20 protein-coding genes, 1 tRNA gene and 1 pseudogene are annotated in these 26,650 nt (G+C 62.5%); 7 read left to right on the forward strand and 15 right to left on the reverse strand.

All coding sequences use genetic code 11. From position 1 onward, the window contains the following. Positions 1-76: 76 nt before the first annotated feature. The 3 genes and pseudogenes from PAN31108_RS26915 to rpoD form a co-directional block, all read right to left on the reverse strand. A pseudogene (locus tag PAN31108_RS26915) lies at positions 77-244 on the reverse strand (site-specific integrase); the annotation flags it as partial. A 198-nt stretch (positions 245-442) separates the two neighbouring features. After that, positions 443-518: transfer RNA gene (locus PAN31108_RS23990), tRNA-Ile, on the reverse strand. Positions 519-546: 28 nt separating this feature from the next. Then, positions 547-2,652 (reverse strand): RNA polymerase sigma factor RpoD, encoded by a 2,106-nt coding sequence (gene rpoD, locus PAN31108_RS23995; protein WP_174995128.1) that lies wholly within the window; start codon positions 2,650-2,652, stop codon positions 547-549. Positions 2,653-2,665: 13 nt separating this feature from the next. On the opposite strand from rpoD, the gene PAN31108_RS27300 reads away from it, so the two are divergent. Continuing rightward, entirely contained in the window at positions 2,666-3,238 is a 573-nt protein-coding gene (locus PAN31108_RS27300) for a hypothetical protein (protein ID WP_174995129.1), read from the forward strand. Positions 3,239-3,252: 14 nt separating this feature from the next. Here PAN31108_RS27300 and dnaG read toward each other — a convergent pair whose 3' ends face one another. The 3 genes from dnaG to PAN31108_RS24010 all read right to left on the reverse strand — a co-directional run bounded on the left by dnaG (position 3,253) and on the right by PAN31108_RS24010 (position 7,361). Beyond that, a complete protein-coding gene (gene dnaG / locus PAN31108_RS24000) occupies positions 3,253-5,136 on the reverse strand; it encodes a DNA primase (RefSeq protein ID WP_150671272.1) in 1,884 nt (627 codons plus the stop codon). Between the two features lie 69 nt (positions 5,137-5,205). Continuing rightward, positions 5,206-5,652 (reverse strand): GatB/YqeY domain-containing protein, encoded by a 447-nt coding sequence (locus PAN31108_RS24005; RefSeq protein WP_150671273.1) that lies wholly within the window; start codon positions 5,650-5,652, stop codon positions 5,206-5,208. Between the two features lie 461 nt (positions 5,653-6,113). Then, a complete protein-coding gene (locus tag PAN31108_RS24010) occupies positions 6,114-7,361 on the reverse strand; it encodes a BaiN/RdsA family NAD(P)/FAD-dependent oxidoreductase (RefSeq protein WP_150671274.1) in 1,248 nt (415 codons plus the stop codon). A gap of 90 nt (positions 7,362-7,451) precedes the next feature. Between PAN31108_RS24010 and tsaD the strand changes: the two genes are divergently transcribed. Next, positions 7,452-8,483, forward strand: a complete 1,032-nt coding sequence (tsaD, locus tag PAN31108_RS24015) for a tRNA (adenosine(37)-N6)-threonylcarbamoyltransferase complex transferase subunit TsaD (protein WP_150671275.1) — start codon at positions 7,452-7,454, stop codon at positions 8,481-8,483. A 149-nt stretch (positions 8,484-8,632) separates the two neighbouring features. Here tsaD and folE2 read toward each other — a convergent pair whose 3' ends face one another. The 4 genes from folE2 to PAN31108_RS24035 form a co-directional block, all read right to left on the reverse strand. Then, a complete protein-coding gene (folE2, locus tag PAN31108_RS24020; protein WP_150671276.1) occupies positions 8,633-9,451 on the reverse strand; it encodes a GTP cyclohydrolase FolE2 in 819 nt (272 codons plus the stop codon). Between the two features lie 200 nt (positions 9,452-9,651). Beyond that, on the reverse strand, positions 9,652-11,568 hold the full coding sequence (gene dxs, locus PAN31108_RS24025) for a 1-deoxy-D-xylulose-5-phosphate synthase (RefSeq protein ID WP_150671277.1): 1,917 nt from the start codon (positions 11,566-11,568) through the stop codon (positions 9,652-9,654). Positions 11,569-11,852: 284 nt separating this feature from the next. Beyond that, positions 11,853-12,749, reverse strand: a complete 897-nt coding sequence (locus tag PAN31108_RS24030) for a polyprenyl synthetase family protein (RefSeq protein ID WP_150671278.1) — start codon at positions 12,747-12,749, stop codon at positions 11,853-11,855. A 117-nt stretch (positions 12,750-12,866) separates the two neighbouring features. Continuing rightward, complete coding sequence (locus tag PAN31108_RS24035) at positions 12,867-13,139, reverse strand: exodeoxyribonuclease VII small subunit (RefSeq protein WP_150671279.1); 273 nt, start codon at positions 13,137-13,139, stop codon at positions 12,867-12,869. A gap of 228 nt (positions 13,140-13,367) precedes the next feature. On the opposite strand from PAN31108_RS24035, the gene PAN31108_RS24040 reads away from it, so the two are divergent. The 3 genes from PAN31108_RS24040 (at position 13,368) to PAN31108_RS24050 (ending at position 16,554) form a co-directional block, all read left to right on the forward strand. Then, positions 13,368-14,483, forward strand: a complete 1,116-nt coding sequence (locus PAN31108_RS24040; RefSeq protein WP_150671280.1) for an aromatic ring-hydroxylating oxygenase subunit alpha — start codon at positions 13,368-13,370, stop codon at positions 14,481-14,483. Positions 14,484-14,772: 289 nt separating this feature from the next. Next, positions 14,773-15,627, forward strand: a complete 855-nt coding sequence (locus PAN31108_RS24045; protein WP_150671281.1) for a DMT family transporter — start codon at positions 14,773-14,775, stop codon at positions 15,625-15,627. Positions 15,628-15,669: 42 nt separating this feature from the next. Then, positions 15,670-16,554 carry a sulfurtransferase gene (locus PAN31108_RS24050; RefSeq protein ID WP_150671282.1) on the forward strand — a complete coding sequence of 295 codons (885 nt, stop codon included), beginning with the start codon at positions 15,670-15,672 and terminating at the stop codon, positions 16,552-16,554. 331 nt (positions 16,555-16,885) lie between these two features. Here PAN31108_RS24050 and PAN31108_RS24055 read toward each other — a convergent pair whose 3' ends face one another. The 4 genes from PAN31108_RS24055 to polA all read right to left on the reverse strand — a co-directional run bounded on the left by PAN31108_RS24055 (position 16,886) and on the right by polA (position 23,664). Beyond that, the gene (locus PAN31108_RS24055; RefSeq protein WP_370819723.1) at positions 16,886-17,767 is read right to left on the reverse strand and encodes a ZIP family metal transporter; all 882 of its coding nucleotides are present in this window, start codon (positions 17,765-17,767) and stop codon (positions 16,886-16,888) included. 325 nt (positions 17,768-18,092) lie between these two features. Beyond that, positions 18,093-18,968: a dienelactone hydrolase family protein gene (locus tag PAN31108_RS24060; protein WP_150671284.1), complete on the reverse strand. Its 876-nt coding sequence runs from the start codon at positions 18,966-18,968 to the stop codon at positions 18,093-18,095. A 375-nt stretch (positions 18,969-19,343) separates the two neighbouring features. Continuing rightward, positions 19,344-20,717, reverse strand: coding sequence for an NAD(P)/FAD-dependent oxidoreductase (locus PAN31108_RS24065; RefSeq protein WP_150671305.1), 1,374 nt, complete (start codon positions 20,715-20,717; stop codon positions 19,344-19,346). A 208-nt stretch (positions 20,718-20,925) separates the two neighbouring features. Beyond that, positions 20,926-23,664, reverse strand: coding sequence for a DNA polymerase I (gene polA / locus PAN31108_RS24070; RefSeq protein ID WP_150671285.1), 2,739 nt, complete (start codon positions 23,662-23,664; stop codon positions 20,926-20,928). Here polA and PAN31108_RS24075 point away from each other — a divergent pair, their 5' ends adjacent. Continuing rightward, positions 23,665-24,399, forward strand: a complete 735-nt coding sequence (locus PAN31108_RS24075; protein WP_046292526.1) for an LOG family protein — start codon at positions 23,665-23,667, stop codon at positions 24,397-24,399. A 154-nt stretch (positions 24,400-24,553) separates the two neighbouring features. On the opposite strand, the gene PAN31108_RS24080 is transcribed toward PAN31108_RS24075, so the two are convergent. Continuing rightward, a complete protein-coding gene (locus PAN31108_RS24080) occupies positions 24,554-25,789 on the reverse strand; it encodes a YeeE/YedE family protein (protein ID WP_150671286.1) in 1,236 nt (411 codons plus the stop codon). 396 nt (positions 25,790-26,185) lie between these two features. Between PAN31108_RS24080 and PAN31108_RS24085 the strand changes: the two genes are divergently transcribed. Continuing rightward, positions 26,186-26,554, forward strand: coding sequence for a hypothetical protein (locus PAN31108_RS24085; protein WP_246184127.1), 369 nt, complete (start codon positions 26,186-26,188; stop codon positions 26,552-26,554). Positions 26,555-26,650: the final 96 nt, after the last annotated feature.

The following is a 26,650-nucleotide window of genomic DNA, read 5'->3' on the forward strand; positions in this document are numbered from 1 at the left end:
ATGTCTTCTTCCATCGCCTTGCTCATCGTCTTTTCCTCGATTATGACTTGAGCAGGTTTTCACTGGGTCAATACACAGACGGAGCTCGTTGCACAAACATTCCCCGCACCATTTCGTCTTCGGTACGACGAGCCCAATCATCAGCGTCCCGCTTTAGGCGAAAAGTCTTGATGGTCGTTGGAAATCCCCGCTTCCTAATGACGGCCTTCCAGGTTCCGGATTCCGTTTTGACGATGGTTGCCATAAGTGAGCACGTCTGTGACTGACTGCGCCTACTGTACCGAAACTGTACCGACGAGGCAATATTTACGGATACGGTCCTGCGTGCAGCGATACGACCAACACATCTCCACTCAAAAGAAGCGCGCAAACTACGAACACAAACCATTGATTACAAAACAAAAAGCCCCTGACGTCACCGTCAGGGGCTTTCTTACTTCTTTGGTAGGCCGTGCTGGGTTCGAACCAGCGACCAAGGGATTATGAGTCCCCTGCTCTAACCGCTGAGCTAACGGCCCTCAACTACCGGCGCTCGCTCAGCAGCAATCAATTGCCTTCGAGGAACGACTTGAGCTTGTCGGAACGGCTCGGGTGACGCAGCTTGCGCAGCGCCTTGGCTTCAATCTGACGAATACGCTCACGCGTCACGTCGAACTGCTTGCCCACTTCCTCGAGCGTGTGGTCCGTGCTCATCTCGATACCGAAACGCATACGCAGCACCTTGGCTTCACGCGGCGTCAGCGAGTCGAGCACGTCCTTCACGACGTCGCGCATACTACCATGCAATGCGGCGTCCGCAGGGGCTACCGTACCGGTATCTTCAATGAAATCGCCCAAATGCGAATCGTCGTCGTCACCGATCGGCGTTTCCATGGAGATCGGTTCCTTCGCGATCTTCATGATCTTGCGGATCTTGTCCTCGGGCATTTCCATCTTCTCGGCCAGCGTCGCCGGATCCGGCTCGACACCGGTTTCCTGCAGAATCTGACGCGAGATCCGGTTCATCTTGTTGATCGTTTCGATCATGTGCACCGGAATACGGATGGTACGCGCCTGGTCCGCGATCGAACGCGTGATGGCCTGACGGATCCACCACGTCGCATACGTCGAGAACTTGTAACCACGACGGTATTCGAACTTGTCCACCGCCTTCATCAGGCCGATGTTGCCTTCCTGAATCAGATCCAGGAACTGCAGGCCACGGTTCGTGTACTTTTTCGCGATCGAAATCACCAGACGCAAGTTCGCTTCGGTCATCTCGCGCTTGGCCTTGCGGGCACGGCGCTCGCCTTCCGACATCTTGCGATTGACATCCTTGAGCTCTGCGAGCGGCAGCACCACACGCGCTTGCAGGTCGATCAGCTTTTGCTGCAATTCCTGCACGGCCGGCACGTTACGCTCGACCACCGAGCTGTATGCCTTGCTGTCGGCGACAACGGTGTAGATCCAGTCGAGATTGGTTTCGTTGCCGGGGAAACGCGACACGAAATCGGCGCGCGGCATGCCGCACTTGTCGACCACGATGTTCAGGATGGCGCGCTCGATGTTGCGCACTTCATCCACTTGCGAGCGCAGCGTGTCGCACAGACGCTCGACGGTACGCGCCGTGAAGCGGATCGTCATCAGCTCGGTCTGGATCGCTTCGCCAGCCTTCACGTACGGCTTGGACTGATAGCCTTCCTTCTCGAACGCACGACGCCTCTTGCCGAACCAGTCGGCGATCACGGCGAACTTGGCGAGCGAATCGCGCTTGAGCTGCTCGACCTGCGCCGCCGAAGCGCCGCCGCCGCTGCCGCCGCCGTCTTCCTCGTCGTCGCCGTCTTCCTCTTCCTCTTCTTCCTCGTCTTCGTCCGCATCGGCGTCGAAGTCTTCGTCATCGGAGGCGGCGGCTGCCGCGTTGGCTTCCGCGTTCGGATCGATCAGGCCGTCGACCACTTCGTCGATGCGCATTTCTTCGCGCTCGACCTTTTCGGCCATTGCCAGGATCTCGGCGATCGTCGTCGGGCATGCGGAGATGGCCTGCACCATGTGCTTCAGGCCTTCTTCGATGCGCTTCGCGATCTCGATTTCCCCTTCGCGCGTGAGCAGTTCGACCGTCCCCATCTCGCGCATGTACATACGCACCGGATCGGTCGTGCGGCCGAACTCGGAGTCGACCGTCGACAGCGCCGCTTCCGCCTGCTCTTCGACTTCGTCGTCCGTTGCAGCGTTCGGCGCATTGTCGTTGAGCAGCAGCGTCTCGGCATCGGGCGCCTGCTCATAGACGGCAACGCCCATGTCGTTAAACGTTGCGATCACGCCTTCGAGCGCGTCGCCTTCCACCACGTCGTCAGGAAGGTGGTCGTTGATCTCTGCAAAGGTCAGGAAGCCTCGTTCCTTGCCCAGCTTGATCAGTGTCCGCAGCTTGCCGCGACGTTCCTCAAGTTCCTCGGCCGTTCCGGGCTGGTGCGAGGAAAATGCGTCCTTGAGCAGTGCTTTCTCTTTTGCCCGGCGATCACGCGCCTTCTGCTTTTCCACTTTGGTCTGATCTTCGTTCACGGGTTGATCATTAGTATTCGCTGCGACGTTCTGCTCCACCGGGGCCGTGGTCTTCGCGGCTCTGCCGCGTGCTTTTGGGACGACCGGCTCAACTGCTGCCGGCGTAACCTCCACCACTGCCTCCGGTTTGCTGGAAGCCCCGGTCTTGCGTGGGGCTTTCGTCGCAGGTGTACTGCGGCCCGCCAGGCTCGAAGCCTTGGCGGTGGTTGCGCTCTTCGCGCTTTTTTCAGCGGGTTGTCGGGCCTGCGGTTTCCCGCCTGCCGTCGCCTTCGTGGCCGTTGCCGCCCCGGTCGCTTTGACCTTGGCGGGCGGCTCGGACTTCACCGTCGGCCTGACTGCCTTCGCAGCCCCCACCGTCGTGGCGGTCGCACTCTTGCGCTTGGTGACATCGGTCACCTTCGCAGCCGTCTTGCCGGTCGCCTTCGTGGCACCGGCGGCTGCCTTGGTTTGCGTAGTACGTTTCGCCGAACTTACCTGGCTGGCTGTCTTCTTCGTCGCTTGCGACACCGCACCGGCCTTTCCTGCAACGCCAGCTTTCGCAGATCGAGACGCCCCCTTTCCACCAGATGCCGCCGCCGCGCTCGTCGCGCGCTTTGCCTTCGGTGAAGGGATAACCGTCTTTTTTCCGCTGGTCGTTGTCATCTTTGCCATAGCGATCTCGCTTGCCAGAAAACAGCCCACTGAAAACTTTCCATTATAGCACGCGGGCTTACCTCAACTTCGCGCGCCTCCTGTGCCAGCCGTAGCCAGCCATCGCTTCAATTCGTCGCGTTCGCGCGACAGCGCCTGAGCGTGGCGCAATTCATCGGACGTCAACGACGCCCGCTTGAAAATCGTCTCCAGTGCTTCGCACAAATGGTCGTAATGCAGGCGCCGGATCGCGCTGCGCAACTCGGTGAGTCGCAGCGCAATCTGCTCCTCACGACGCTCGACCTGTGCCTCGTCTTCCGGGTCGAACAGCATCAGATCACGCGCATTTTCCTCAAACGAGAGGATTTCGCGAACGATGTCGTCGAAACTCGCCCAGTTCGGCGAAATTCGCAGCCGGTCCGACAGATAGCGGAAGTCGGCCTCTGCGCCCATTTCACGGCAAAGCGTCAGCACTTCCGCGAAAATCTCGCCGTGCTGACTCATCTCCCGCAAAATCTTGGTCTCTTCTTCCGTCAATTCGTTTCCCAACGACGGAAACATCAAGAGGTTCTGCAATGCCCGGTGCTCGGTGCCCACGACCCGACGCTTCTCGCGCTTGGCCGGCGCCTTGTCCCATGCGTTCTGGCGGCGTGCCGCACCGATATGCAACTCGCACAACTCGGCCACTTCTTCCACCGAACTGCCGACCCGTTCGGCAAGCGCGTGAATGATCTGACCGCGCAACGCGTTCGCCGGCATCTGTTGCAACAACGGCTTTGCCTCGAACAACGCCCGCGCGCGGCCTTCCGGCTGGTGCATCTCTTTGCCCGCAATCACTTCACCGATCAGGAACTGCGACATCGGCATGGCGCGCGAGACTTCTTCCGCGAACGCCTGCGTGCCGTACTCGCGCACATAACTGTCCGGATCGTGCTCGCTCGGCAAGAACAGAAACTTGAAACTGCGGTTGTCGTCCGCGTGCGGCAAACAGGCCTCGAGCGCACGGCGTGCCGCCCGGCGACCGGCCGCGTCGCCGTCGAAACTGAACACTACCGTTTCCGTCTGGCGCAACAGCTTTTGCACATGCATCGGCGTGCAGGCAGTGCCCAGCGTGGCGACCGCCTGCGGAAAGCCCAGCTGCGCGAGCGCCACCACGTCCATATACCCTTCGACGACCAGCACGTACCCCGCATCGCGAATACCGATACGCGCCTCGAACAACCCGTAAAGCTCGCTGCCCTTGCTGAAAAGCGGCGTTTCGGGAGAATTCAGATACTTGGGTTCGCCCTTGTCGAGAACACGTCCGCCGAACGCGATCACCTGCCCCTTCGTATTGCGGATCGGGAACATGATCCGGTCGCGAAAACGGTCATAGCGTCGCTTGGTGCTGCCCGCCTCGCCCTTCTCGCTGTCGATGACAAGACCGGCATCGAGCAATTGATCGTCCCGGTAATTCTCGAACGCGGCGTCGAGGTTCTGCCAAGCATCGGGGGCATAGCCCAGTCCGAAATGCGCGGCGATCTCCCCCGTGAGCCCACGTCGCTTCAAATACTCGATGGCCACCGGTGCGCCGCGCAACTGCTTGCGGTAGTAGTCGCACGCGCGCGTCATCACGTCGACCAGCCCAAGGGTTTGCGCTCGCTGCGCGGCAGGTGCCGGCGCGCCCGGCATCGGCGCCTCACGCGGCACATCCAGCCCGACATTTCGGGCCAATTCCTCGACGGCTTCGACAAATCCGAGCCCGGCATGCTCCATCAGGAAGCTGATCGCGCTGCCGTGCGCGCCACACCCGAAGCAGTGATAGAACTGCTTGGTGGGACTTACCGTAAATGAGGGCGACTTCTCATTATGAAAGGGGCACAGCCCCATGAAGTTCGCCCCGCCTTTCTTCAACTGAACGTAACGGCCCACCACCTCGACAATATCGACGCGGTTGAGCAGGTCCTGCAGGAACGACTGGGGAATCACTGGATCGATGCCATCGCAGCGCGGTGCCGGGCCGTCGCGCGAGCGACAGTCACGAACCGCACCACTGGATTACGCAGCCAACGCCGCCTTCACCTGCGCGGACACGGCGGTCATGTCGGCGCGACCGGCCAGTAGGCCCTTGAGCACGCCCATCACCTTACCCATGTCCTGCGGACCGGCGGCCCCCGTTTGGGCCACTGCCGCCTTGACCGCCTGCGCGACTTCGTCCGCCGAGAGCTGCTGCGGCATGTAGACCATGAGCACTTCGAGTTCCGCGGCCTCCTTGTCGGCCAGATCGGTCCGACCGGCAGCCTGGAACTGGCTGATGGAATCCTTGCGTTGTTTGATCAGCTTGTCGACGATGGCCACGGTGGCCGCGTCATCGAGCGTGATGCGCTCGTCGACTTCTTTTTGTTTGATGGCGGCAAGCAGCAGACGGATGGTCCCCAGTTTATCGGCGGCCTTGGCGCGCATGGCCGTCTTCATGTCTTCGTTGATGCGTTCTTTCAGACTCATGAGCAGGGGTTCCGGAATTCGATTACGTTTCAGTGTAGTGCATGCCGTCCCAAAGAAAAGGACGGCGGCGGTATGCCTGAGTCCTGCCCAAGCCGCTGCCGGTAAGCTGGCGCAGAATTACGCGGGAGCACAAAGCACAAAAACCCGCTTGGGGAAACGATCACACACGCGATCACAAGCGGGCTCGTCGGAGACCCGAATCGCCACCGCGCAAGCGGCATCGACCCCCGCGACCGATGACGTGTCGGGCGCAATCCTCCGGACAATACGTCGGAGGCGCCTCGAAGCCGTGCTCAGCGCCCGCCGAAACGACTGATGCCGCCAGAATAGCGCCGTCTCCACGAAGGAGAGAGCGTAGCACAGCGCACGAGTGGCCGTCTATGACAGTGCGTGGCCTTTCACGCCTACCGATGCCCGCCTGCGTCCCCCCGACGTTCGCGAGGGGATCGTCCCAAAACACGTCAAGCCGCGCCTTCGCTCGCCCTGGCCGTCTGAATGCTCTCGGACATCGCCCGCGCGCACGCCACGGCAGACGCCCATGCCCACTGGAAGTTGTAGCCCCCCAGCCACCCCGTGACATCGACAACCTCCCCGACGAAGTGCAAGCCCGGCTGCGCGCGCGCCTCCAGCGTCGCCGACGACAGCGCCCGGGTGTCGACGCCGCCTCGCGTGACCTCCGCCTTGCGCCACCCTTCCGAACCACAGGGCTTGAGTGTCCAGCCCGAAAACGCCTGCGCCAGCGCACGCAGCGCCTTATCCGGCAGTTCCTGCACGCGCGCCTGCGGCGGCAGACCGCTGTTGGCCACCCAGGCGTCCGCGAGGCGCGCCGGCACCCATTGCGCCAGCAGATTGCTCAATTGACGTTTGGACGTCGCCTTCGCCTCGAACAGCGCCGCCTCGATATCGGACGAAGGCGCGAGGTCCAGCGTAATCGGCTGCCCCGGCGTCCAGTAGCTGGAGATCTGGAGGATCGCGGGCCCCGAAAGACCGCGGTGCGTGAACAACAGATCCTCAAGAAAACTGCCGGCGTCCTGGCCTTTTCCGGTGGCGACTTCGACTTCCAGCGACAAACCCGACAAGCCGGCAAAAGGCGCCCACGTCGATGCATCGAACATGAGCGGCACGAGCGCCGGACGCGGCTCGACGATATCCAGCCCGAACTGGCGGGCGAGGCGATAACCCCAGTCCGTCGCCCCGATCTTCGGAATCGACAGGCCGCCCGTCGCGACGACAAGGCGTTTAGCCGCGATATGTCCGGCATCTGTCGTCAAATGATAGGGATGCGCGCCGCCCGCATTCGTATGTGCCACTGTATGGACTGCGCAAGGCATACGCCAGTGCACATGGCCTGCCGCACACTCCTTTCGCAGCATTTCGATGATGTCTTCAGCGCTTTCGTCGCAGAAGAGCTGCCCACGATGCTTTTCGTGCCACGCAATACGGTGCCGCTTGAGCAGATCCAGAAAGTCGCGGGGCGTATAACGGGCCAGCGCCGAACGACAGAAGCGCGGGTTCTCCGACAGGTAATTCGCCGGCCCGGCGTTGATATTGGTGAAATTGCAGCGCCCGCCGCCCGAAATGCGGATCTTTTCCGCCAGACGCGTCGCATGATCGATGAGCACCACGCGCAGCCCCAACTGCCCGGCCACGGCCGCGCACATCAGGCCGGCCGCACCGGCGCCCACGATCGCTACATCGAACTTTTCCATGGCGCGCATTGTAACCGGCAGTCGATGGGGTCGACTGGTATACTTGCGGGTTATCCATCTCTATTGACGCTGCGCGCCTCTCCTCCCGCCATGCTGGTTTTAGGCATTGAAAGCTCCTGCGACGAAACCGGGCTCGCCCTCTACGACACCGAGGCCGGGCTGCTCTCGCATGCGCTGCATTCGCAGATTGCCATGCACCGCGAATATGGCGGCGTAGTGCCCGAGCTGGCGTCGCGCGACCACATTCGTCGCGCGCTGCCGCTGGCCGAGGAAGTGCTGGCCCAGGCGGGCAAGGCGCTTAGCGCCGTCGACGCCATCGCCTACACACAGGGCCCCGGCCTTGCGGGCGCGTTGCTCGTCGGCGCGAGCGTGGCCAACGCGCTGGCATTCGCGCTCGAGCGCCCCGTTGTCGGTGTGCACCATCTGGAAGGCCATTTGCTGTCTCCGCTGCTCGCACCGGACGCCCCGGCCTTCCCGTTCGTCGCGCTGCTCGTCTCGGGTGGCCATACACAACTGATGGAAGTTCGTGCCTTCGGCCAGTACGCCATGCTCGGCGAGACGCTCGACGATGCCGCAGGCGAAGCTTTCGACAAGACGGCCAAGCTCCTGGGACTCGGCTACCCGGGCGGCCCCGCCGTTTCGCGACTGGCCGACTTCGGCACACCGGGCCGTTACGATCTGCCGCGACCGATGAAGCATTCGGGCAACCTCGATTTCAGCTTCAGCGGCCTGAAGACCGCAGTGCTCACGCAAGTGCGCAATCTCGGCGGTAACGTCTGCGAACAGGAAAAGGCCGATCTCGCACGCGGGTTCGTCGACGCCATCGTCGAAGTGCTCGTCGCCAAATCGATGGCCGCGCTCAAGCAAACCGGCATGAAGACGCTGGTGGTGGCCGGCGGCGTGGGTGCGAATGCGCAACTCCGTGCAGGGCTGACCGAAGCGGCACGCCGTCGCGGCTATCGCGTGCACTATCCCGACCTCGCGTTCTGCACGGATAACGGCGCGATGATCGCCTTCGCCGGCGCCATGCGCCTCAAGCACTGGCCGGACGAAGCCGATAGCGAGTACGCCTACACCGTGCGCCCGCGCTGGGACCTGGCCGATATCGTACGAAGCGTCTGATTCAGGCGCGCTCACTCAGCGTCACTGGCGCCTGCCGCACTCCCCGTGCAGCAGGCAGACGCCCATAAAAAAACCGCTCCGAGGAGCGGTTTTTTGTTGTCGACCGACGCCGGCCGGCAGCGAGTCAACCCCGTCAACCCAACAACCTGTTACGCCGCAAGGCGCTTATCGCGCTTATCGCGCTCAATCACTGCGTAGGCACTGTGATTGTGAATCGACTCGAAGTTCTCGGCCTGAAGTACGTAGGCAGCGATGCGCGGGTCATCGTTCAGACGCGTCGCCACGTCACGCACCAGATCCTCCACGAACTTCGGATTCTCATAGGCGCGCTCGGTCACATACTTCTCATCCGGGCGCTTGAGCAACCCCCACAACTCGCACGACGCCTCTTCCTCAGCCATACGCACCAGCTCCTCGACGGCGATGTCGCTGGCGATCTCGGCCTCGATAGTGATGTGCGAACGCTGATTGTGCGCACCGTACTGAGAAATCTTCTTCGAGCACGGGCACAGGCTCGTGACCGGCACGAGCACCTTGAGCCATACGCGCGTCTCGCCATTGCGTACGTCGCCCGTGAGCGTGACTTCATAGTCCATCAGACTTTGGACACCGGACACCGGCGCCGTCTTGTTGATGAAGTACGGGAATGTCACTTCGATGCGACCGGCTTCGGCTTCGAGCTTTTCCAGCATGCTGTCGAGCATGGCGCGAAAGCCCTTGAGGTCCAGCGGCGCGCGATTCGCTTCGAGCAACGCCACGAAGCGGGACATGTGCGTGCCCTTCTGATCGCCAGGCAAATGCACGTCGAGATTAAACAAGCCGATGGTGGACTGCACGTCGCCATCGGCAAGACGCACCGACAGCGGATGACGCACGCCGCGCACACCAACGCGCTGAATCGGAATCTGCCGGGTGTCGACGCTGCTCTGTACGTCCGGCATAACGAAAGCGGGGTTCATCTGGTTCATCTGATTTCCTTCTTTGCCGGCAAGCCGACTGGGGGGAGGCAATGGACAAAACACACCCGTTGCGCGACTCACGCACCTATGGCGAGTGCCACCGGGGATGTGCCGGGGGCCCCCGGCACGGGATGCAGAATGCGGTATGCCAAACGAAACGATCCGGCGTTTGCGCCGGATCGTTCAGACACTCAGGACTTCCGGGCGGCTCAGGCGACGAGCTTCGTCGTCACTTGATCGGATGCCTTCGAGGCGCCTGCCGGCTGGAGATCGAAGCGCTCGCAGATCGACTTCGCGATACCTGCGGCGTCGAGACCCAACCCCGACAGAAGCAGTGCCGGGTCGCCATGATCGATGAAACGATCGGGCAGGCCCAATTGTAGTATGGGTCGATTACCCCCACTGGCCAACAGGGATTCCGCCACGGCCGAACCTGCGCCGCCCATGATGCTGCCCTCTTCGACCGTCACGAGATAATCGTGCGTCTGTGCCAGACGCGCAATCAGTTCATCGTCGATCGGCTTGACGAAGCGCATGTCCGCCACGGTGGCGTCGAGTTGCTGCGCGGCGGCCAGCGACGGCGCAACCATGCTGCCGAATGCCAGGATCGCGACGCGGCTTCCCGGTTGCGCTTCGCTTTCGCGACGCACGACACCCTTGCCGATCGGCAGCGCCGTCATCGTTTGCTCGATGGCTGCCCCCGTGCCCGCACCGCGCGGGTAACGCACCGCCGACGGCCCGTCGATCTGCACGCCGGTGTAGAGCATCTGACGGCACTCATTTTCATCCGACGGGGTCATCACGACCATGTTCGGAATGCAGCGCATGAACGGAATGTCGTAAGCGCCGGCGTGCGTGGCGCCGTCGGCGCCGACAAGGCCCGAGCGATCCAGCGCGAAGACGACGGGCAGATTCTGCAACGCGACGTCGTGGATCAACTGGTCGTAACCGCGTTGCAGGAACGTCGAGTAGATCGCAACGACAGGCTTCAGACCTTCCGTCGCCATACCGCCCGCGAACGTAACGGCGTGCTGTTCGGCGATGCCGACGTCGTAATAGCGATCCGGGAAACGCTTTTCGAATTCGACGAGCCCCGAACCCTCGCGCATGGCCGGGGTGATGCCCACGATGCGCTTGTCCACGGCGGCGATATCGCAAAGCCACTCGCCGAACACCTGCGTGTAGGTCTTCTTGCTGCTCGCGCTCGGCTTGATGCCTTCGGCCGGATTGAACTTGCCCGGACCGTGATACAGCACCGGATCCGCCTCGGCGAGCTTATAGCCGTATCCCTTACGCGTGACGACGTGCAGGAATTGCGGCCCTTTCAGATTCTTGATGTTTTCGAGCGTCGGAATCAGCGAGTCGAGGTCGTGACCGTCGATCGGGCCAATGTAGTTGAAGCCGAACTCCTCGAACATCGTGGCCGGCACCACCATGCCCTTGGCATGTTCTTCGAACTTGCGCGCCAGTTCCAGCACCGGCGGGGCCACACTCAGCACCTTTTCCACGCCCTTCTTCGCCGCCGCGTAGAAACGCCCCGACATCAGGCGGGCCAGATATCGGTTGAGCGCACCGACCGGCGGCGAGATCGACATGTCGTTGTCGTTCAGGATGACGAGCAGCGGCACGTCTTCGTGCACACCCGCATTGTTCATCGCCTCGAACGCCATACCGGCGGTCATCGAACCGTCACCGATCACGGCGATGCCGAAGCGGTTCTCACCCTTCGTGCGTGCGCCGAGCGCCATACCGAGCGCGGCGGAAATCGACGTGCTCGAGTGCGCCGTGCCGAACGTGTCGTAAGGCGATTCGTCACGCTTCGGGAAACCCGAGATGCCGCCAAGCTGACGCAGCGAGCCCATCGCGTCGCGACGGCCGGTCAGAATCTTGTGCGGATAGCTCTGGTGCCCCACGTCCCAGACGATGCGATCTTCCGGCGTGTTGAAGACGTAGTGCAGCGCAATCGTCAGCTCGACCGTGCCGAGATTGGACGACAGGTGGCCGCCCGTACGCGACACGCTCTCGAGCACGAAAGCGCGCAGCTCCTCGGCCAGCGGCGCGAGTTGACGACGCTCCAGACGCCGCAGATCGGCCGGGTCATCGATAGTATTTAGAAGTTCGTACATCGTCGTTCCATATATAGGCGTTCCTTACCGGGCCGCTCCCCCTGTGAGCGTTTCCCGATCTCCTGCCGGTGCGTTCTGTGGGGAGATCGCGCCGACCCTCCTTGCCCCTTGCTCAATTCCTACTGCATACCGTCCCGCCAACACCACTCACGCCAGATTTACGCCCAACTGACGCGCCTGACATGATTGACGTGCCGCCGGGACCGTTCAGACAACCATGAATGATCTTGCAATGCAGGCCGGCATTTTCGCCGCTTCTGCGGCGAACCGCCCGCCTACACCCATCAGTTGATGCGATCGACCACGTAATCGGCCAGCGCACGCAGACGTTCCGCATTACCCAGCGAAGTGCTCGCGGCATGCGCGTGCGCACGCAGCTTCTCGGCGTACGCGCGGGCGCCGTCGAGCCCCATGAGCGACACATACGTCGGCTTGTCGTTCGCGGCGTCCTTGCCTGCCGTCTTGCCCAGCGTGGCCGAGTCGGCCGTCGCATCGAGAATGTCGTCCACCACCTGGAAAGCAAGGCCGACGGCCGCCGCATACGCATCGAGCGCAACGGTTTCGTCGTCCGACAATGCACGACCACAAATCGCGCCCATGCGCAGCGACGCGCGCAGCAACGCCCCGGTCTTCAGACGGTGCATGTTTTCCAGTTGCGCCTGGGTGAGCTTGATGCCGACGCTTTCCAGATCGATCGCCTGTCCACCCGCCATGCCGAGCGCACCCGAGGCCAGCGCCAGTTCGCGCACCAGCGCCAGCGATTGCGCGGCGCTCAGATCGCTCGTGGCCTCCCCCAGCAACGCGAACGCCTGGGTTTGCAGACCGTCGCCGGCGAGCAGCCCGGTCGCTTCGTCGTATTGCACGTGCACCGTCGGCTTGCCGCGGCGCAGATCGTCGTCGTCCATACACGGCAGATCGTCGTGCACCAGCGAATAGGCATGAATCATTTCGACGGCACATGCGGCACGGTCGAGCGCCGCTTCGCTCGCCTGCGTGACTTCGCCCGCAGCGAAACACAGCAACGGACGCACCCGCTTGCCGCCGCCGAGCACGGCGTAACGCATCGATTCGTTGAGGCGTGCCGAGCCGCCATCGGCAGCCTGCGGCAGCGCGGCGTCGAGCGCCTGTTCCACACGGGCCTGCACTGCCTGCATCCAGGCCTTGATATTCTGATCCGCCATCGTCTTCGTCCTGCACGTGCCCCTTGGGCCGTGCGTGTTATTGAAGCGCCCCGGTGTCGCGGGAACGCTGTGGGTCGTGGGTCGTCTTGCCGTGTTGCCGAATCCGGGGCGAGCGGCTCAAAACTCGTCGCGCGTCGTCGCGTCGAGCGGCTTGAGCGTCTCGCCTTCGAGCACCTTCACCTGCTGCTCCACCTTCTCGAGCAGGCCCTGGCAGTACTTCACCAGCACGGCGCCGCGCCGGTAGGCGCCAAGCGAGTCCTCCAGTCCCAGATCACCGCCCTCCATGCGCCCGACGAGCGTTTCCAGCTCGGCTAGCGCAGCCTCGTAGGTCTCGGGCAGGTCTTGCGGCACGTCGGGTGCCGCGTCTTGCGACTTTGCAGTCTTGGCCATAAACGCAAAATTCGGGTCGAATGTTCCATTTTACGGCAAAAGCGCACTAGCTCGCAGAGCGTAAATTGCCTCAAAACGGCTCGCACTGACAATTTTCGGACATTATTTAACGTAAATCATGGACTTAGCAGCCCCCGGAAGCTTAGACCGGGTATAATCGTCGGTTCCCCTAAATCGATTTTTCGATGGTTGGGTTGTTCACTGCTTTCAAGCTAGACGGGAGTGGGAATGTCCAATCTAAGCAGCGCTTTGCAACTGAAACCGGCCTCGAGCCAACTGCCGGTCTACACGTATTTCGACGAGGCGCTCCTCGCCCGCGAGCGTGAAGTCCTTTTTAAGCACGGCCCGCGTTACGTGGGCCATGAATTGATGGTCCCGGAAGCCGGCGATTATTTCGCCCTTCCGGCAGAGCAGGAAGGCCGCATGCTGGTCCGCAATGGCGCGGGCGAGCATAACGGCATCGAACTGCTTTCCAACGTCTGCCGCCATCGACAGGCGGTCATGCTCAATGGGCGCGGGAATACGCCCAACATCGTGTGTCCGCTTCACCGTTGGACTTACGACACAAAGGGCGAACTGCTCGGCGCGCCGCATTTTCCGGAAAAGCCCTGCCTGAACCTCGGCAAATTCCCGCTGCAACGCTGGAATGGGCTGCTGTTCGAAGCCGAAGGCCGCGACGTACAGAAGGATCTCGCACGGCTTGGCGTGAAGCACCATCTCGACTTTTCGAACTTCATGTTCGATCACGTCGAAGTGCACGAGTGTAACTACAACTGGAAGACGTTCATCGAGGTGTACCTCGAGGACTACCACGTCGTCCCGTTCCATCCGGGTCTGGGGAGTTTCGTCTCATGCGAAGACCTCAGTTGGGAGTTCGGCGACTGGTACAGCGTCCAGACCGTTGGCGTTCACGAAGGCCTCGCGAAACCGGGCAGCCCCATCTACCGCCAGTGGCACGACGTGCTGCTGCGCTACCGCGAAGGGGTGCCGCCGGACTTCGGCGCGATCTGGATGGTGTACTACCCGCATCTCATGATCGAGTGGTATCCGCATGTGCTGGTGGTGTCGTGGCTGATTCCGCGCGGTCCGCAGAAGACGACCAACATCGTCGAATTCTATTACCCGGAGGAAATCGCGCTCTTCGAGCGCGAATTCATCGAGGCCGAGCGTGCCGCGTATATGGAAACGGCGCGCGAGGACGACGAGATCGCCGAACGCATGGACGCCGGCCGCCGTGCCCTGTTCGAGCGCGGGGTCTCCGAAGTCGGGCCTTACCAGAGCCCGATGGAAGACGGCATGCAGCACTTCCACGAGTTCCTGCGTCGTCAAATGGGCGACTTCTGAGGCTAAGACACCGGCAATCTCACTCAAGAAGCCGGTGAAGCCCACTGACGCACCTCAGACGCCCATCAGCCCCGTTGTGGTTTGGGCGAGACTGAATTAAATATTTGCCGAAATATTCGCTGAACGGCGGGCCATGTGCCCGCCGTTTTCGTTAGAATCGTCGCCATGCTTACGATATGACCGTGGACGAGGCGTTTGTGCCGCACAGTCATCTGCGCACGGCATAAAACGCGTTCGTTTGCGCTATTGCGCCCGCCCCCTTTCTCGCCGTCATCGGCCACAACTCGCCATGCAATCGCTCTGGATGTTGGTCTCCGCCTTCATGTTCACGTTGATGGGGCTCTTCATCAAACTGGCGGCAAGCGAGTACAACACCGGCGAAATCGTGCTCTATCGCAGTCTTATCGGCGTCATCGTCCTGCTTGCGATTTCACGTGCGCGAGGGCAGTCGGTCCGCACGCGGCATCTGGGTTCGCACATCAAACGCAGCGTGGCCGGCGTGGTCTCCCTCGGGCTTTGGTTCTATTCCCTCACGCAACTGCCGCTCTCCACGGCGATGACGCTCAACTACATGTCGCCGATCTGGATTTCCCTGATCGTCATGGGGACCGCCGCCATTCGCGGAAGCCTGCGCACCGACTTTCGTCTGGTCGCGGCCATTTTCGCGGGGTTCGTCGGCGTTGCACTGCTGTTGCAGCCGACGATCGACAGTCAGGCTTGGGGGGGCGGCGTCGCCGGGGTAGTCTCAGGCGTGTTTTCGGCCGTGGCTTACATGCAGGTCAAGGAACTGGGCCGCGCGGGCGAACCCGATTGGCGCATCGTCTTCTATTTCTCGACCGGCGGTGTACTGCTGGGCCTCGCGTGGGTAGCGATCGACGGAATGCATGCGCTTACCTGGCATGGCGCCGGGCTGATGCTCGGTGTCGGTATTGCGGCGCTCATTGCGCAAACCGCGCTCACCCGGGCGTTCAGTCTGGGCAACACGCTCGTTACCGCGAATCTCCAATACTCGGGCGTAATCTTCGCTACACTGATCAGCATGCTTGTCTGGGGCGACTGGCCTGCGCTGGCCGGCTGGATCGGCATGCTGCTCATCGTGGCGAGCGGCATGACCGCGCTTCGCCGACCGTCACCCTCCGCCTGATCGCCGCCGAACGATTCCCCCACGCTCGCTTGCGGAGACGTCATGATTCACACGCATTTCACCACGCTCATCAGTCCGCAAAATCTCGACGCGCTGATGCAAACCGCCGCCGATGGCGGCGCCCCGGTGGTCATCTTCGACTGCCGATTCGATCTCGCTGACCCGACGGCAGGCGAAGCCGCCTACGTGGGCGGCCATCTCTTCGGCGCGTTCTACGCGCACCTCGAACGCGACCTTTCCGGCAAGACGACCGGCAAGAACGGCCGCCACCCGCTCCCCGATCGTGACACGCTCGTGCGTCATCTCGTCGCGTGCGGCTTGTCCAAAGGCCAGCAGGTCGTGGCTTACGACGCGCAAGGCGGCATGTACGCAGCGCGCCTGTGGTGGTTGCTCCGCTGGCTGGGGCATGAATCCGTCGCGGTGCTGGACGGCGGTCTGCAAGCCTGGGAAGCCGCAGGCTTCAAGCTGGACGCCGCCCCGCCGGAGGAGCCGCCCCCTGGGGACTTCACCCCGGGAGAGCCGCTGGCGACGACCGCAGATGCCGCAGCGATCGAGCGCAACCTCACATCGCATGAGCGCCTGGTCATCGACGCGCGCGCCCCCGACCGCTATCGCGGCGAGAACGAAACGCTCGATCCGATCGGCGGCCATATCCCGGGCGCGGCCAATCGCTTCTTCAAAGACAATCTCGGGCCGGATGGACGCTTCAAGCCCGCGGCCGCACTTCGGGAAGCGTTCGTGCAGGTCATTGGCCATGACCGCCAGCCCGAACGCGTCATCTCGCAATGCGGCTCGGGCGTCACAGCCTGCCACAACCTGCTCGCGATGGAAGTCGCCGGCCTGCACGGCGCCAGCCTCTATCCTGGATCGTGGAGCGAGTGGTGCGCCGACAAACGCCGCCCGGTAGCGACGGGCGCGCAGCCGTAAAACCCGATCGTCGAAGGACAACGCTACGGGTGTCGCCCTCGGGACGAATCACGTAGCCGTCGCCAACGACCGGCCACGAAAAAGCCGCTTCGACCGTCATCGAAGCGGCTTTTTTGTTGAGAATCGATACTCGCGGCGGCAGACGCGCTCGGGCGACGCGATCTCGTATGGCCGAAACTGCCTGAACTGCAAGCAGGCCCCAAACGATCAATGGGGCCCCAAAGGCCTAAGAGGCACAAAGACCTAAAAGACACAAAGAGCAAAAAGCACACAAGGACACAAAAGACACAACGGGCCCGAAAGGCCCGAAGCACCCAAATTGCCGAGGCCGTCAGCGCTTTGCGTCGGCGCCCGTCGAAGTCTCGCCTACGCTTGCCGCCACCGCCGACAGCGCAAGCGCGCTACCGCCGTTGTCGCGGTCATGTCCATGACCGTGCTCATGATCGTGACCATTGAGCCAGACGACCAACGCGAGTCCCACGGCGATCAGCAGGATCTGCGGCAGCGCATCGCGCGGCGACGTACGACGCTGCATCTGCGGCATCAGGTCGGACACGGCAATGTAGATAAAGCTGCTTGCAGCGAGCGCCAACAGGTACGGAATCAGGCTTTGCAGACGATCGAGCATGAAGTAGCCGAGCACGCCGCCCAGCAGCGCCGTCAGGCTCGAGGCAAGCGTGAGCACCAGCGCCTTGCGGCGCTTGAAGCCGGCATTGAGCAACACCATGAAGTCGCCGAGCTTGTGCGCCACTTCGTGCACCGTAATCGATACCGTCGCCGCTACCCCCAGGCGCGGATCCGTGAGGAACGCCGCCGCGATTACCACGCCGTCGGCGAAATTATGGATCGCGCTGCCGACCAGAATCATCCAACCGCCCTTGCCCGCCTCGTGCGCGTCATGCCCATGCTCGTGATGATGCCCGTCTCCCTCGTGATGGTGGCTATGACGCAGCAATGCGAGCTTCTCCAGCAGAAAGAACCCCAGCAATCCGCCTAACAACCAGCGCGTGATGACATGAGCGTCGACGTGCGACTCCAGGCTCTCGGGCAGCAAATGCAGCAGCGCCGTGCCGAGCAGCACCCCCGCCGAGAAGCTGACCATCTTGTCGATGAGCTTCGAGAGCAGGCCGAGCGACAACGACGCCGCGCCGAACAGGCTCAATACGCCGGAAGCCAGCGTGGCGATAACGATGAAAAGAAAGATGGCGTCGATGGTGATTCTCCCGCAGGCAAGCCGGCGATTTAACCAGCTTTTACCGCGTCAGGCAAACCGTCGGCCCATGCGGTGCAAAGGTGCAAAGGGGCGAAGGGACAAAGGGACAAAGGGACGAAGAGGCAAAGAGGCAAAGGAACGAACGGGCACAGAGACATAGGGGCGGCAGTTCCCTCTGCTCGCCGTCACGCGCCGCCGACGCACTGGACCCCACGTCGTTCAGCGGCCCGCCGACCCTTTTCCGGGACGCGGGCGCGGCCGATGCAAAGGCTCATCGACTCACCCCGAGCCGCCGCCCCCACCGGCCCACCAACGCGGAAGCCGGTCAGACCACACCGTGCTTGCGGAACCAATCCTGCGCCAGCGCCCAGCCCTCTTTGGCGTCTGCCTCGACGTAGCTCTGCCGGTAATCCGCGAAGAAAGCATGCCCGGAATTCGGGAAGACCTTCAGTTCGGAGCCCTTCGACGCCGCGTTGCCCTTTGCCAGCACCTCGCGCGCCTGCTCCACGCCTGCCACCGGAATCCCCGTATCCTTGCCGCCGTACAACCCCAGCAGCGGGCCGTGCAGTTTGCCCGCGATGTCGATCGGGTTGTAGGGGAAAGACTCGCTCTTGTCGCCGACGATACGCCCGTACCACGCCACCGCCGCTTTCACGTTCGGGTTGTGCGCGTCGTACAGCCAAGTGACACGTCCACCCCAGCAAAAGCCAGTAATGCCCAGACGCTTCTCGTCACCACCATTCGCCACCGCCCATTTCACCGTCGCGTCGATATCGCTCAACACCTGTTTGTCCGGCGTCTTCGCAACGATCTGCGACTGAATTTCGGCAATCGTGCCCAGCGCTTGCGGATCGCCCGCGCGCGCGAACAGTTCCGGCGCGACCGCCAGATAACCGAGCTTCGCGAAGCGACGGCAAATGTCCGCGATATGCTGATGCACGCCAAAGATCTCCGAGACGACAACGATCGTCGGCAGATGGGTCTTCCCGGCGGGCTTCGCGTAGTACACCGGCATTTTGATACCGGGCACATCGAGCATATGCTCACCCGCGTCCAACCCTTGCGTGTCCGTGGTGATCGTTTCGGCAGCCACCGGCAACACCGCCAGCGCAAACGCCGAACCAACGGCGGTCTTCAGAAAATCGCGGCGATTGCGCGGCGCCACTTCGGGCACGAGACTATCCAGATCCGCTTGCGACATGTCGCACTCCAGAGAAAGCGTCGATGAAAGAATGGTCAGGGATGCGGCCAAAAAGGAAAAGTGTGATGCGCCGCCGACCCGAGGCCGGACGTTCGGATATTACTAGAGAGGGAAGCCGTGTGCACTCGGACAGCAGCCCTTTCACGCTCGGAACTGTCTGAAAACTTGTGAGGCGCCGTGAAAAGGGGGAAAGCGAGGACGGCGTGCGGCGAGAGAAACCGGATCGGGGGGGGGGAGGGAAACCTGCGGACGGGACCGGTCGCGGCCGAGCAAGCGTCGCGCCGCACGAACCGCAAAGGCAGAAAACCCTTGCGGTCCGGCCGTCCGACAATACCGACAATACCGACAATACCGACGACGGGCGACGGCGGCGCGTCAGTGAAGCTTCACGCGCGGTACCGTAGAGCGACGCAGACGATTCGCCACCGTGTCGAGCATCATGCGCCAGACACCGTGCAGCGCCGCCACGTGCATCCGATAAAGCGACGTGTACATGACCCGCGCGAACAGCCCCTCGATGAACATGCTGCCGCCGATCAACCCGCCCATCAGATTGCCAACCGCGCTGAACTTGCCCAGCGAGACGAGCGACCCGAAGTCGCGATAGGTGAACGTAGGCAGGTTTTGCCCCTTCAGACGCGCATCGATCGCCTTCACCAGAAAACTCGCCTGCTGATGCGCTGCCTGCGCGCGCGGCGGCACGAAGCCGTGCTCCGGCCACTCGCAGCTCGCGCAATCGCCGAACGCGAAGATATCCGGATCGGTCTTGCTTTGCAGCGTCGGCAGCACTTCGATCTGATTGAGACGGTTGACGGACAGCCCCAGCGTGCCGAGCACCGGGGGTGCCGTAATGCCGGCCGACCACACGGTGATATCGGCGGGCAGAACCTTGCCGCTCGTGGTCGTCACCTCGTTCGGACGCACTTCGGCTACTGAATCGCCGCACAGAATGTCGACGTCGAGCTTGGTAAGCAATCCTGCAACCGCCCCCGACACGCGCTCGGGCAGCGCCTTGAGAATACGCGGACTCGATTCGATGATGGTGATGCGCACGTCTTTGCGCGGATCGAGCTTCAATCCGTACGAGCGCAATACTTCCGCGGTATTGCGCAACTCCGCCGAGAGCTCCACTCCGGTCGCCCCCGCCCCAACGATGACGAGATTCACCTTAGGACGTTGCGCCGCCGGCGGCGACAGCAAAGCGCCGCCCGAGTGAGCCCCCGCAGCCGACGTCGAATCGCCCTGCGCCGGCGCATCGGCCGCGTTTTGCGCACGCACGCAAGCCGCCATCAGACGACGACGAAAGCGCTCCGCCTGCTCGACGGTGTCGAGCGCGATGGTGTTTTCCTGCGCGCCGCGCACGCCGAAGAAGTTGGTGGTGCTGCCGATGGCGAGCACGAGCGTGTCGTACGGCAGCGTGCGCTCCGGCAACAGATCGCCCTCGCCTTCGTCGGCCGCCGCCGGGACCGCCGCCAGACGAATCGTCTTAGCCGCCCGATCCAGACCGATCATCTCGCCCGTCGCGAACTCGAAGTGGTGCCAGTTCGCCTGCGCCACATAGGACAGTTGATGCGTTGCCGTGTCCATGACACCCGCTGCCACCTCATGCAGCAACGGCTTCCAGATGTGCGACAGCGAACGGTCGACCAGCGTTACCTTAACGTCCTTGCCACGCCCGTACTTGTCACCCAACCGCGTGACGAGTTCAAGACCACCGGCGCCGCCGCCGACCACAACGATACGATGCACACTCACGATCACTCCCCCGTACTTGGAAAACCGTCCGACCGGTCGGCTATCAGCGCGACCGGCGATAGCAATCACCATACCGCAGAGTACGAACTTAGGGTATACCCGACACCCTATTTCCGTTATTGCGTGAACTCGATCGTGGTACCGCCCTGAGCGTGCCAAGAAAGACATCCTTACGCGCACTTGACGCTTGGGCCCTGCACTTTCAGTGCGCCTGCTCCCAATTTTCGCCGACGCCCACTTCTGCGACGAGCGGCACCTTCAGCTTCGCCACACCGCACATCAGCTCCGGCAAACGCTTGCGCACTTCCGCCAGTTCGTGGTCCGGAACTTCGAGCACGAGTTCGTCGTGCACCTGCATGATCTGTCGCGTTTGCAAGCCACTATCGTCGAGCCAGCGCTGCACCGCAATCATGGAAAGCTTGATGAGGTCCGCCGCCGTGCCCTGCATCGGCGCATTGATGGCGGCGCGCTCGGCGGCCTGGCGTCGAGGCCCGTTGCCGCCGTTGATGTCCGGCAGCCACAGGCGGCGGCCGAACACGGTCTCGACATAGCCACGCGCCTTGGCGCTCTTGCGTGTCTCATCCATGTAACGCGCCACGCCCGGATAACGCATGAAGTAGCGATCGATGTATTGCTTGGCGGCGTCACGCTCGATACCGAGGTTTGCGGCAAGGCCGAACGCGCTCATCCCGTAAATCAGACCGAAGTTGATGACCTTGGCGTAGCGACGCTGCTCGGAGGACACCTCCAGCGGCGTGACCGCGAAAATCTCTGCGGCGGTCGCGCGGTGAATGTCCTCGCCGTTGGCGAACGCGCGCAGCAGGCTTTCGTCACCTGAGATATGCGCCATGATGCGCAACTCGATCTGCGAATAGTCGGCCGACACCAGTTGACTGCCCGGCGGCGCCACGAACGCCTCGCGAATCCGACGGCCCTCGGCCGTGCGCACGGGAATGTTCTGAAGATTCGGATCGTTCGACGCGAGACGCCCCGTGATCGCCACCGCCTGTGCATAGTTCGTGTGCACGCGCCCCGTGGACGGATTGACCATCTTCGGCAGCTTGTCGGTGTACGTCGATTTCAGCTTGGCGAGCCCGCGATACTCCAGCAGGACCTTCGGCAGCGGATAGTCCTCGGCAAGCTTTTGGAGCACCTCTTCGTCGGTCGACGGCGCGCCGCTTGCGGTCTTCTTGACAACGGGCAGTTGCAATTGTGTGAAGAAAATATCGCCGATCTGCTTGGGCGAATTCAGATTGAACTGCTGTCCTGCGAGCGTGTAGGCCTCGCTCTCGAGCGCGATCAGCTTGCGACCGATTTCGTCGCTTTGCGCGGCCAGACGCGCCGTGTCGACCAGCACGCCGTTGCGCTCCATACGCTGAAGCACGCGCGCCGTGGGCAATTCGATATCGCGATAGACGAATTCGAGCGTGCCTTCGCGGGCGACATCCGGATACAGCGCACGATGCAGACGCAAGGTGATGTCGGCGTCTTCCGCCGCATATTCGGTCGCTCGCTCCACGCTCACTTCGTCGAAGCCGATCTGCTTCGCGCCCTTGCCGCAAACGTCTTCGTACTTGATCGTCGTCACGCCGAGATGACGCGACGCCAGGCTGTCCATGTCATGGCTGCGATGCGATTCGAGCACATAGGATTCGAGCAACGTATCGTGAGCGATACCATGCAACGCAATGCCGTAGTTCTCCAGCACATGTGCGTCGTACTTCAGGTTCTGCCCGACCTTCTTGTGGTCCGGGCTTTCGAGCCAGTGCTTCAGGCGCGCCAGCACTTCGTCTCGCGGCAATTGCTCGACGTCTCCCGGCGCGCGGTGGGCGACCGGAATGTACGCGGCGCGCCCCGGTTCGCACGAGAACGACAGGCCCACGAGTTGCGCCTGCATCGCGTCGAGCGAGGTCGTCTCGGTATCGAACGCCGTGAGTTCGGCGGCTTCGATGATCTTCATCCATGCATCGAACTGCGCCCAGGTCAGCACCGCTTCGTACTGACGCTCGAGGGTGTCGGCGGCAGGCGCGGGCGCCGGCTCTCCGGCTTGCGTCGCCACGGCGGCCTCGGCTTCGCGCAGCAACGTCTTGAAACCATGACGCGAGAAGAAATCGCGCAGGACTTCCGCGTCTTCGGGCTGCGTTTGCAGACTGGCTTCGATGGACGTGACCTGCGGCGCGAGGTCGCAGTCGAGCGCCACCGTCACGAGCTTGCGCCCCATCGGCAGCCAGTCGAGCGCGCGGCGCAGATTGTCGCCGACGGCACCCTTCACGTCGGCAGCGTTCGCCACGAGATTGTCGAGATCGCCATACTGCGTGAGCCATTTGACGGCCGTCTTCGGGCCGCATTTCTCGACGCCCGGCACGTTATCGACGGTATCGCCCACGAGCGTGAGGTAGTCGACGATGCGCTCGGGCGGCACACCGAACTTCGCCGTGACGGCAGCGGCATCCAGCGTTTCGTTCGTCATCGTGTTGACGAGCGTCACACGGTCGTTCACGAGTTGAGCGAGATCCTTGTCGCCGGTCGAGACGACCACCCGCATGCCGCGCTCGGCGGCCTGTTTCGCGAGCGTGCCGATGACGTCGTCCGCTTCCACGCCGTCGATCATCAGCAACGGCCAGCCCATCGCGCGTACCGCTTCGTGAATCGGTTCGATCTGGGCGCGCAGGTCGTCGGGCATGGCGGGACGATTCGCCTTGTACTCGGGATACCAGTCGTCGCGAAACGTCTTGCCCTTTGCATCGAAAACGCAAGCGCTGTACTCTGCATGAACGTCCTTACGCATGCGGCGCAGCATATTGACGATGCCGTGCAGCGCGCCCGTAGGTTCGCCGCTGGGGCCGCGCAAATCCGGCAGGGCGTGATAGGCTCGATAGAGGTAACTCGAACCATCGACCAATAAGAGCGTCTTACCTTCCAGACTTTGCTGTTCCGACATATGACCAAGAGAAGAAAAGAGATACCGAGTCTGCGCATGTTGGCAGACCATGAGCGCGCCACCGCCAAGAAGGCCCGCGCGTCGTGGCAGATGTTCACGATTATGGCAGAGTTCATCGAGGCGACCGAGTACCTGTCCGAGATCCGGCCGGCCGTGAGCATCTACGGAAGTGCGCGCATCAAGCCCAAATCGCCGTTCTACAAACTGACGATGACCATCGCCCGTAAGTTTTCGGATAACGGCTTCGCCGTGATCTCCGGCGGCGGTCCCGGCATCATGGAAGCGGCAAACAAGGGCGCGCATGGCGGCGCGTCGCCGACCGTCGGCCTGAACATCGAACTGCCGCACGAACAGAAAGGCAACCAGTGGCAGGACATATCTCTGCGTTTCCGTCACTTCTTCACGCGCAAAGTCACGTTCGTGAAGAATTCGGACGCCTTCGTCATCATGCCCGGCGGCTTCGGCACGCTCGATGAACTGTCCGAAGTGCTCACCCTCATCCAGACCCAGAAATCACGCCATGTACCGGTGATTCTCGTGGGGTCGGAATTCTGGAAAGGGTTGCTCGACTGGGTGCGCTCGTCGATGCTGCCGATGGGCCTCATCAGTGAGAAGGACCTCGATCTGGTGCAAGTGATCGACGACCCGGACGAAATCCTCAAAGCCGTGTTCGCGTTCTACGACGGGCACATCGAACCCGAGACGGAAACCAGCGAGAAGATGTTCTATCTCTGATCGCTATGCCCGACGTCGTTGCACGATATCGTTGCTCGATGTCGTTGCTCGATATAGTTGCTCGATGTCGCTCAATGCAAAACGGCGCTGCGAGACGATCGCAAGCGCCGTTCCTGTCTGCGCACGGGCGGGCGTCCGCCTTGGCACGCGGGCTTCAGCAGCCGCTTTCGCGCGGCGTGGTCTCGACTTCCAGACCGAACAACGGCCGCAGACGCGTGCCGAACACATTGCCGAAGAAGGCCGCCACCAGCCACAGCCAACCGTGCAGGCTGCCCGAGATGATGCCGCTGAAGTACGCGCCGATATTGCAGCCATATGCCAGACGCGCACCGTAGCCGAGCAGCAAACCGCCCACGACGGCCGCGATCAGCGAACGCACGGGAATCTTCCACACCGGCGCGAACTTGCCGGCCAGCGACGCCGCCACCAAGGCGCCCAGAATAATGCCGAGGTCCATGACCGTGGTCACGTCCTGCGAGACCGGCGCCTTGAGCACGTTGACCTGCTTGGCCCAGTACGGCCAGGACGCGACATCCACACCCAGCGCCATGAACGCCTTGGCGCCCCACAACGCGAAGGCCGACGTCACCCCCCACGGACGACCGGCCAGCGCCAGCGTCGCATAGTTGAGCAACACGAGCGCGAGGGCGCCCCACAGCAACGGCCACGGTCCGCGCAGCAGTGCCGGCGTACCCTTGGCGCTGCGCGTCATCGGCACCCCGACCACGCGACCGTGCCGGCGCTTCTCCGCCCACAACGTGAACCCACCGATCGCAGCGAACAACGCCAGATTGGCAACGAGCGCCGGCCACAACCCCCATGCCTTCACCAGCGAAACCGGTTTGATGTGCGGCAGCGACTCCCACCAGGGCAAATGCGCCGTCGCCACGACCGAGCCGACGATGAAGGCCGCGAGCGCGACGATCATGCGCGTGTTGCCGCCGCCTGCGGTATACAGCGTGCCGGACGCGCAACCGCCACCGAGCTGCATGCCGATACCGAAGATGAACGCCCCGAACGCGACCGACACACCGACCGGCGAGACGAGGCCGACCACCTTGTTGCCGAACAACGTGCCTTCGGCCAGCGCCGGGAAGAACAGGGCAACACCGACGGCGAGCATCACCATCTGCGCACGCAACCCTGCCCCGCGACGATCCGCGATGAACACGCGCCACGCCGAAGTAAAACCGAACGCGGCGTGATAGAGCGCGACGCCGAGCAGTGCGCCGACGCCCGCCAGCGCAGCCTGCTTCGGCCCGACGGTCGCCTGAAGGTAGGCGATACCGATGACGATAAGCACCAACGCGACCGTCAGCGGGCGCGCATTGTAGGAAGAGGGGGAAGGCGGCGCGGTTTTCAGACCGGCCGATGCGGCGGAAGACGACATGACTTTCGGACTCCAGAATGCAGATGGGTGGCACCTGGCCACCCATTGAGACAACGTTGCAGGGTGCCAGAAGGCGTCATCGATGAAAACTACCGATTCGTTATTTTCTTATAACTCACAGAAATATGAGAATACTCGTTCACGTCGTCGACTTACGGCCTGATCCCGCCGTCCGAGCTCCCCCTCAAGCATCGACATTTCGGAATGCAGCGCTGTCACGGAACGTTCACTGAGGACCCACCGCCGTCATGCAGGCGAGCAACCACGGCGCATTCAACGCGATTCCACAATGCGAAGCGGGGCACGTTTGATAGAATGGTCACACATTGGATGCCACTGCGACGCGTCGGCCCCGCCTGTGCGTCGCAGATGCGTTCCCGCCCTCGGAGAATAATGATGAAAACGCGCTTTTCCCGTGCCCTGCCCCTGTTGATCGGTGCCGGTCTGCTGCTCGCCGGTCAGGCTTTCGCCCAGGAAGGCAAGGAGACCGCCGCTCAAGCCGCCAAACGCGAGGCCGATGCCCGTGCCGCCGCCAGCAGCAACCAGTCGGTCGACGTCAATCAGGAACGCAAGCCGAGCTATTACGTCAACGACCAGGGCACCACCGTGACCGAGTACCGTGATCGCGGCAAGCCCACGGAGATCGACGTCCACTCCCGTTTCGGCACCAACTACCAGTTGACCACGCCGCCGGACAACTCGCCGCGCGCACGTGACAACACATCGCAAAACGACCGTCTGCCGTCCGTCGGACTGAAGTTCTGACGTCTCTGGTAATCTGACTCTTTCGCGCGTCTCATTGCGGCGCGCCAGCTTCCTGTTTGTCTCGAACCAGCGGCCCGCTGCACGTGCACGGGCCGT

The sequence above is a fragment of the Pandoraea anhela genome (genome assembly GCF_902459655.1).
Classification (GTDB): Bacteria; Pseudomonadota; Gammaproteobacteria; order Burkholderiales; family Burkholderiaceae; genus Pandoraea; species Pandoraea anhela.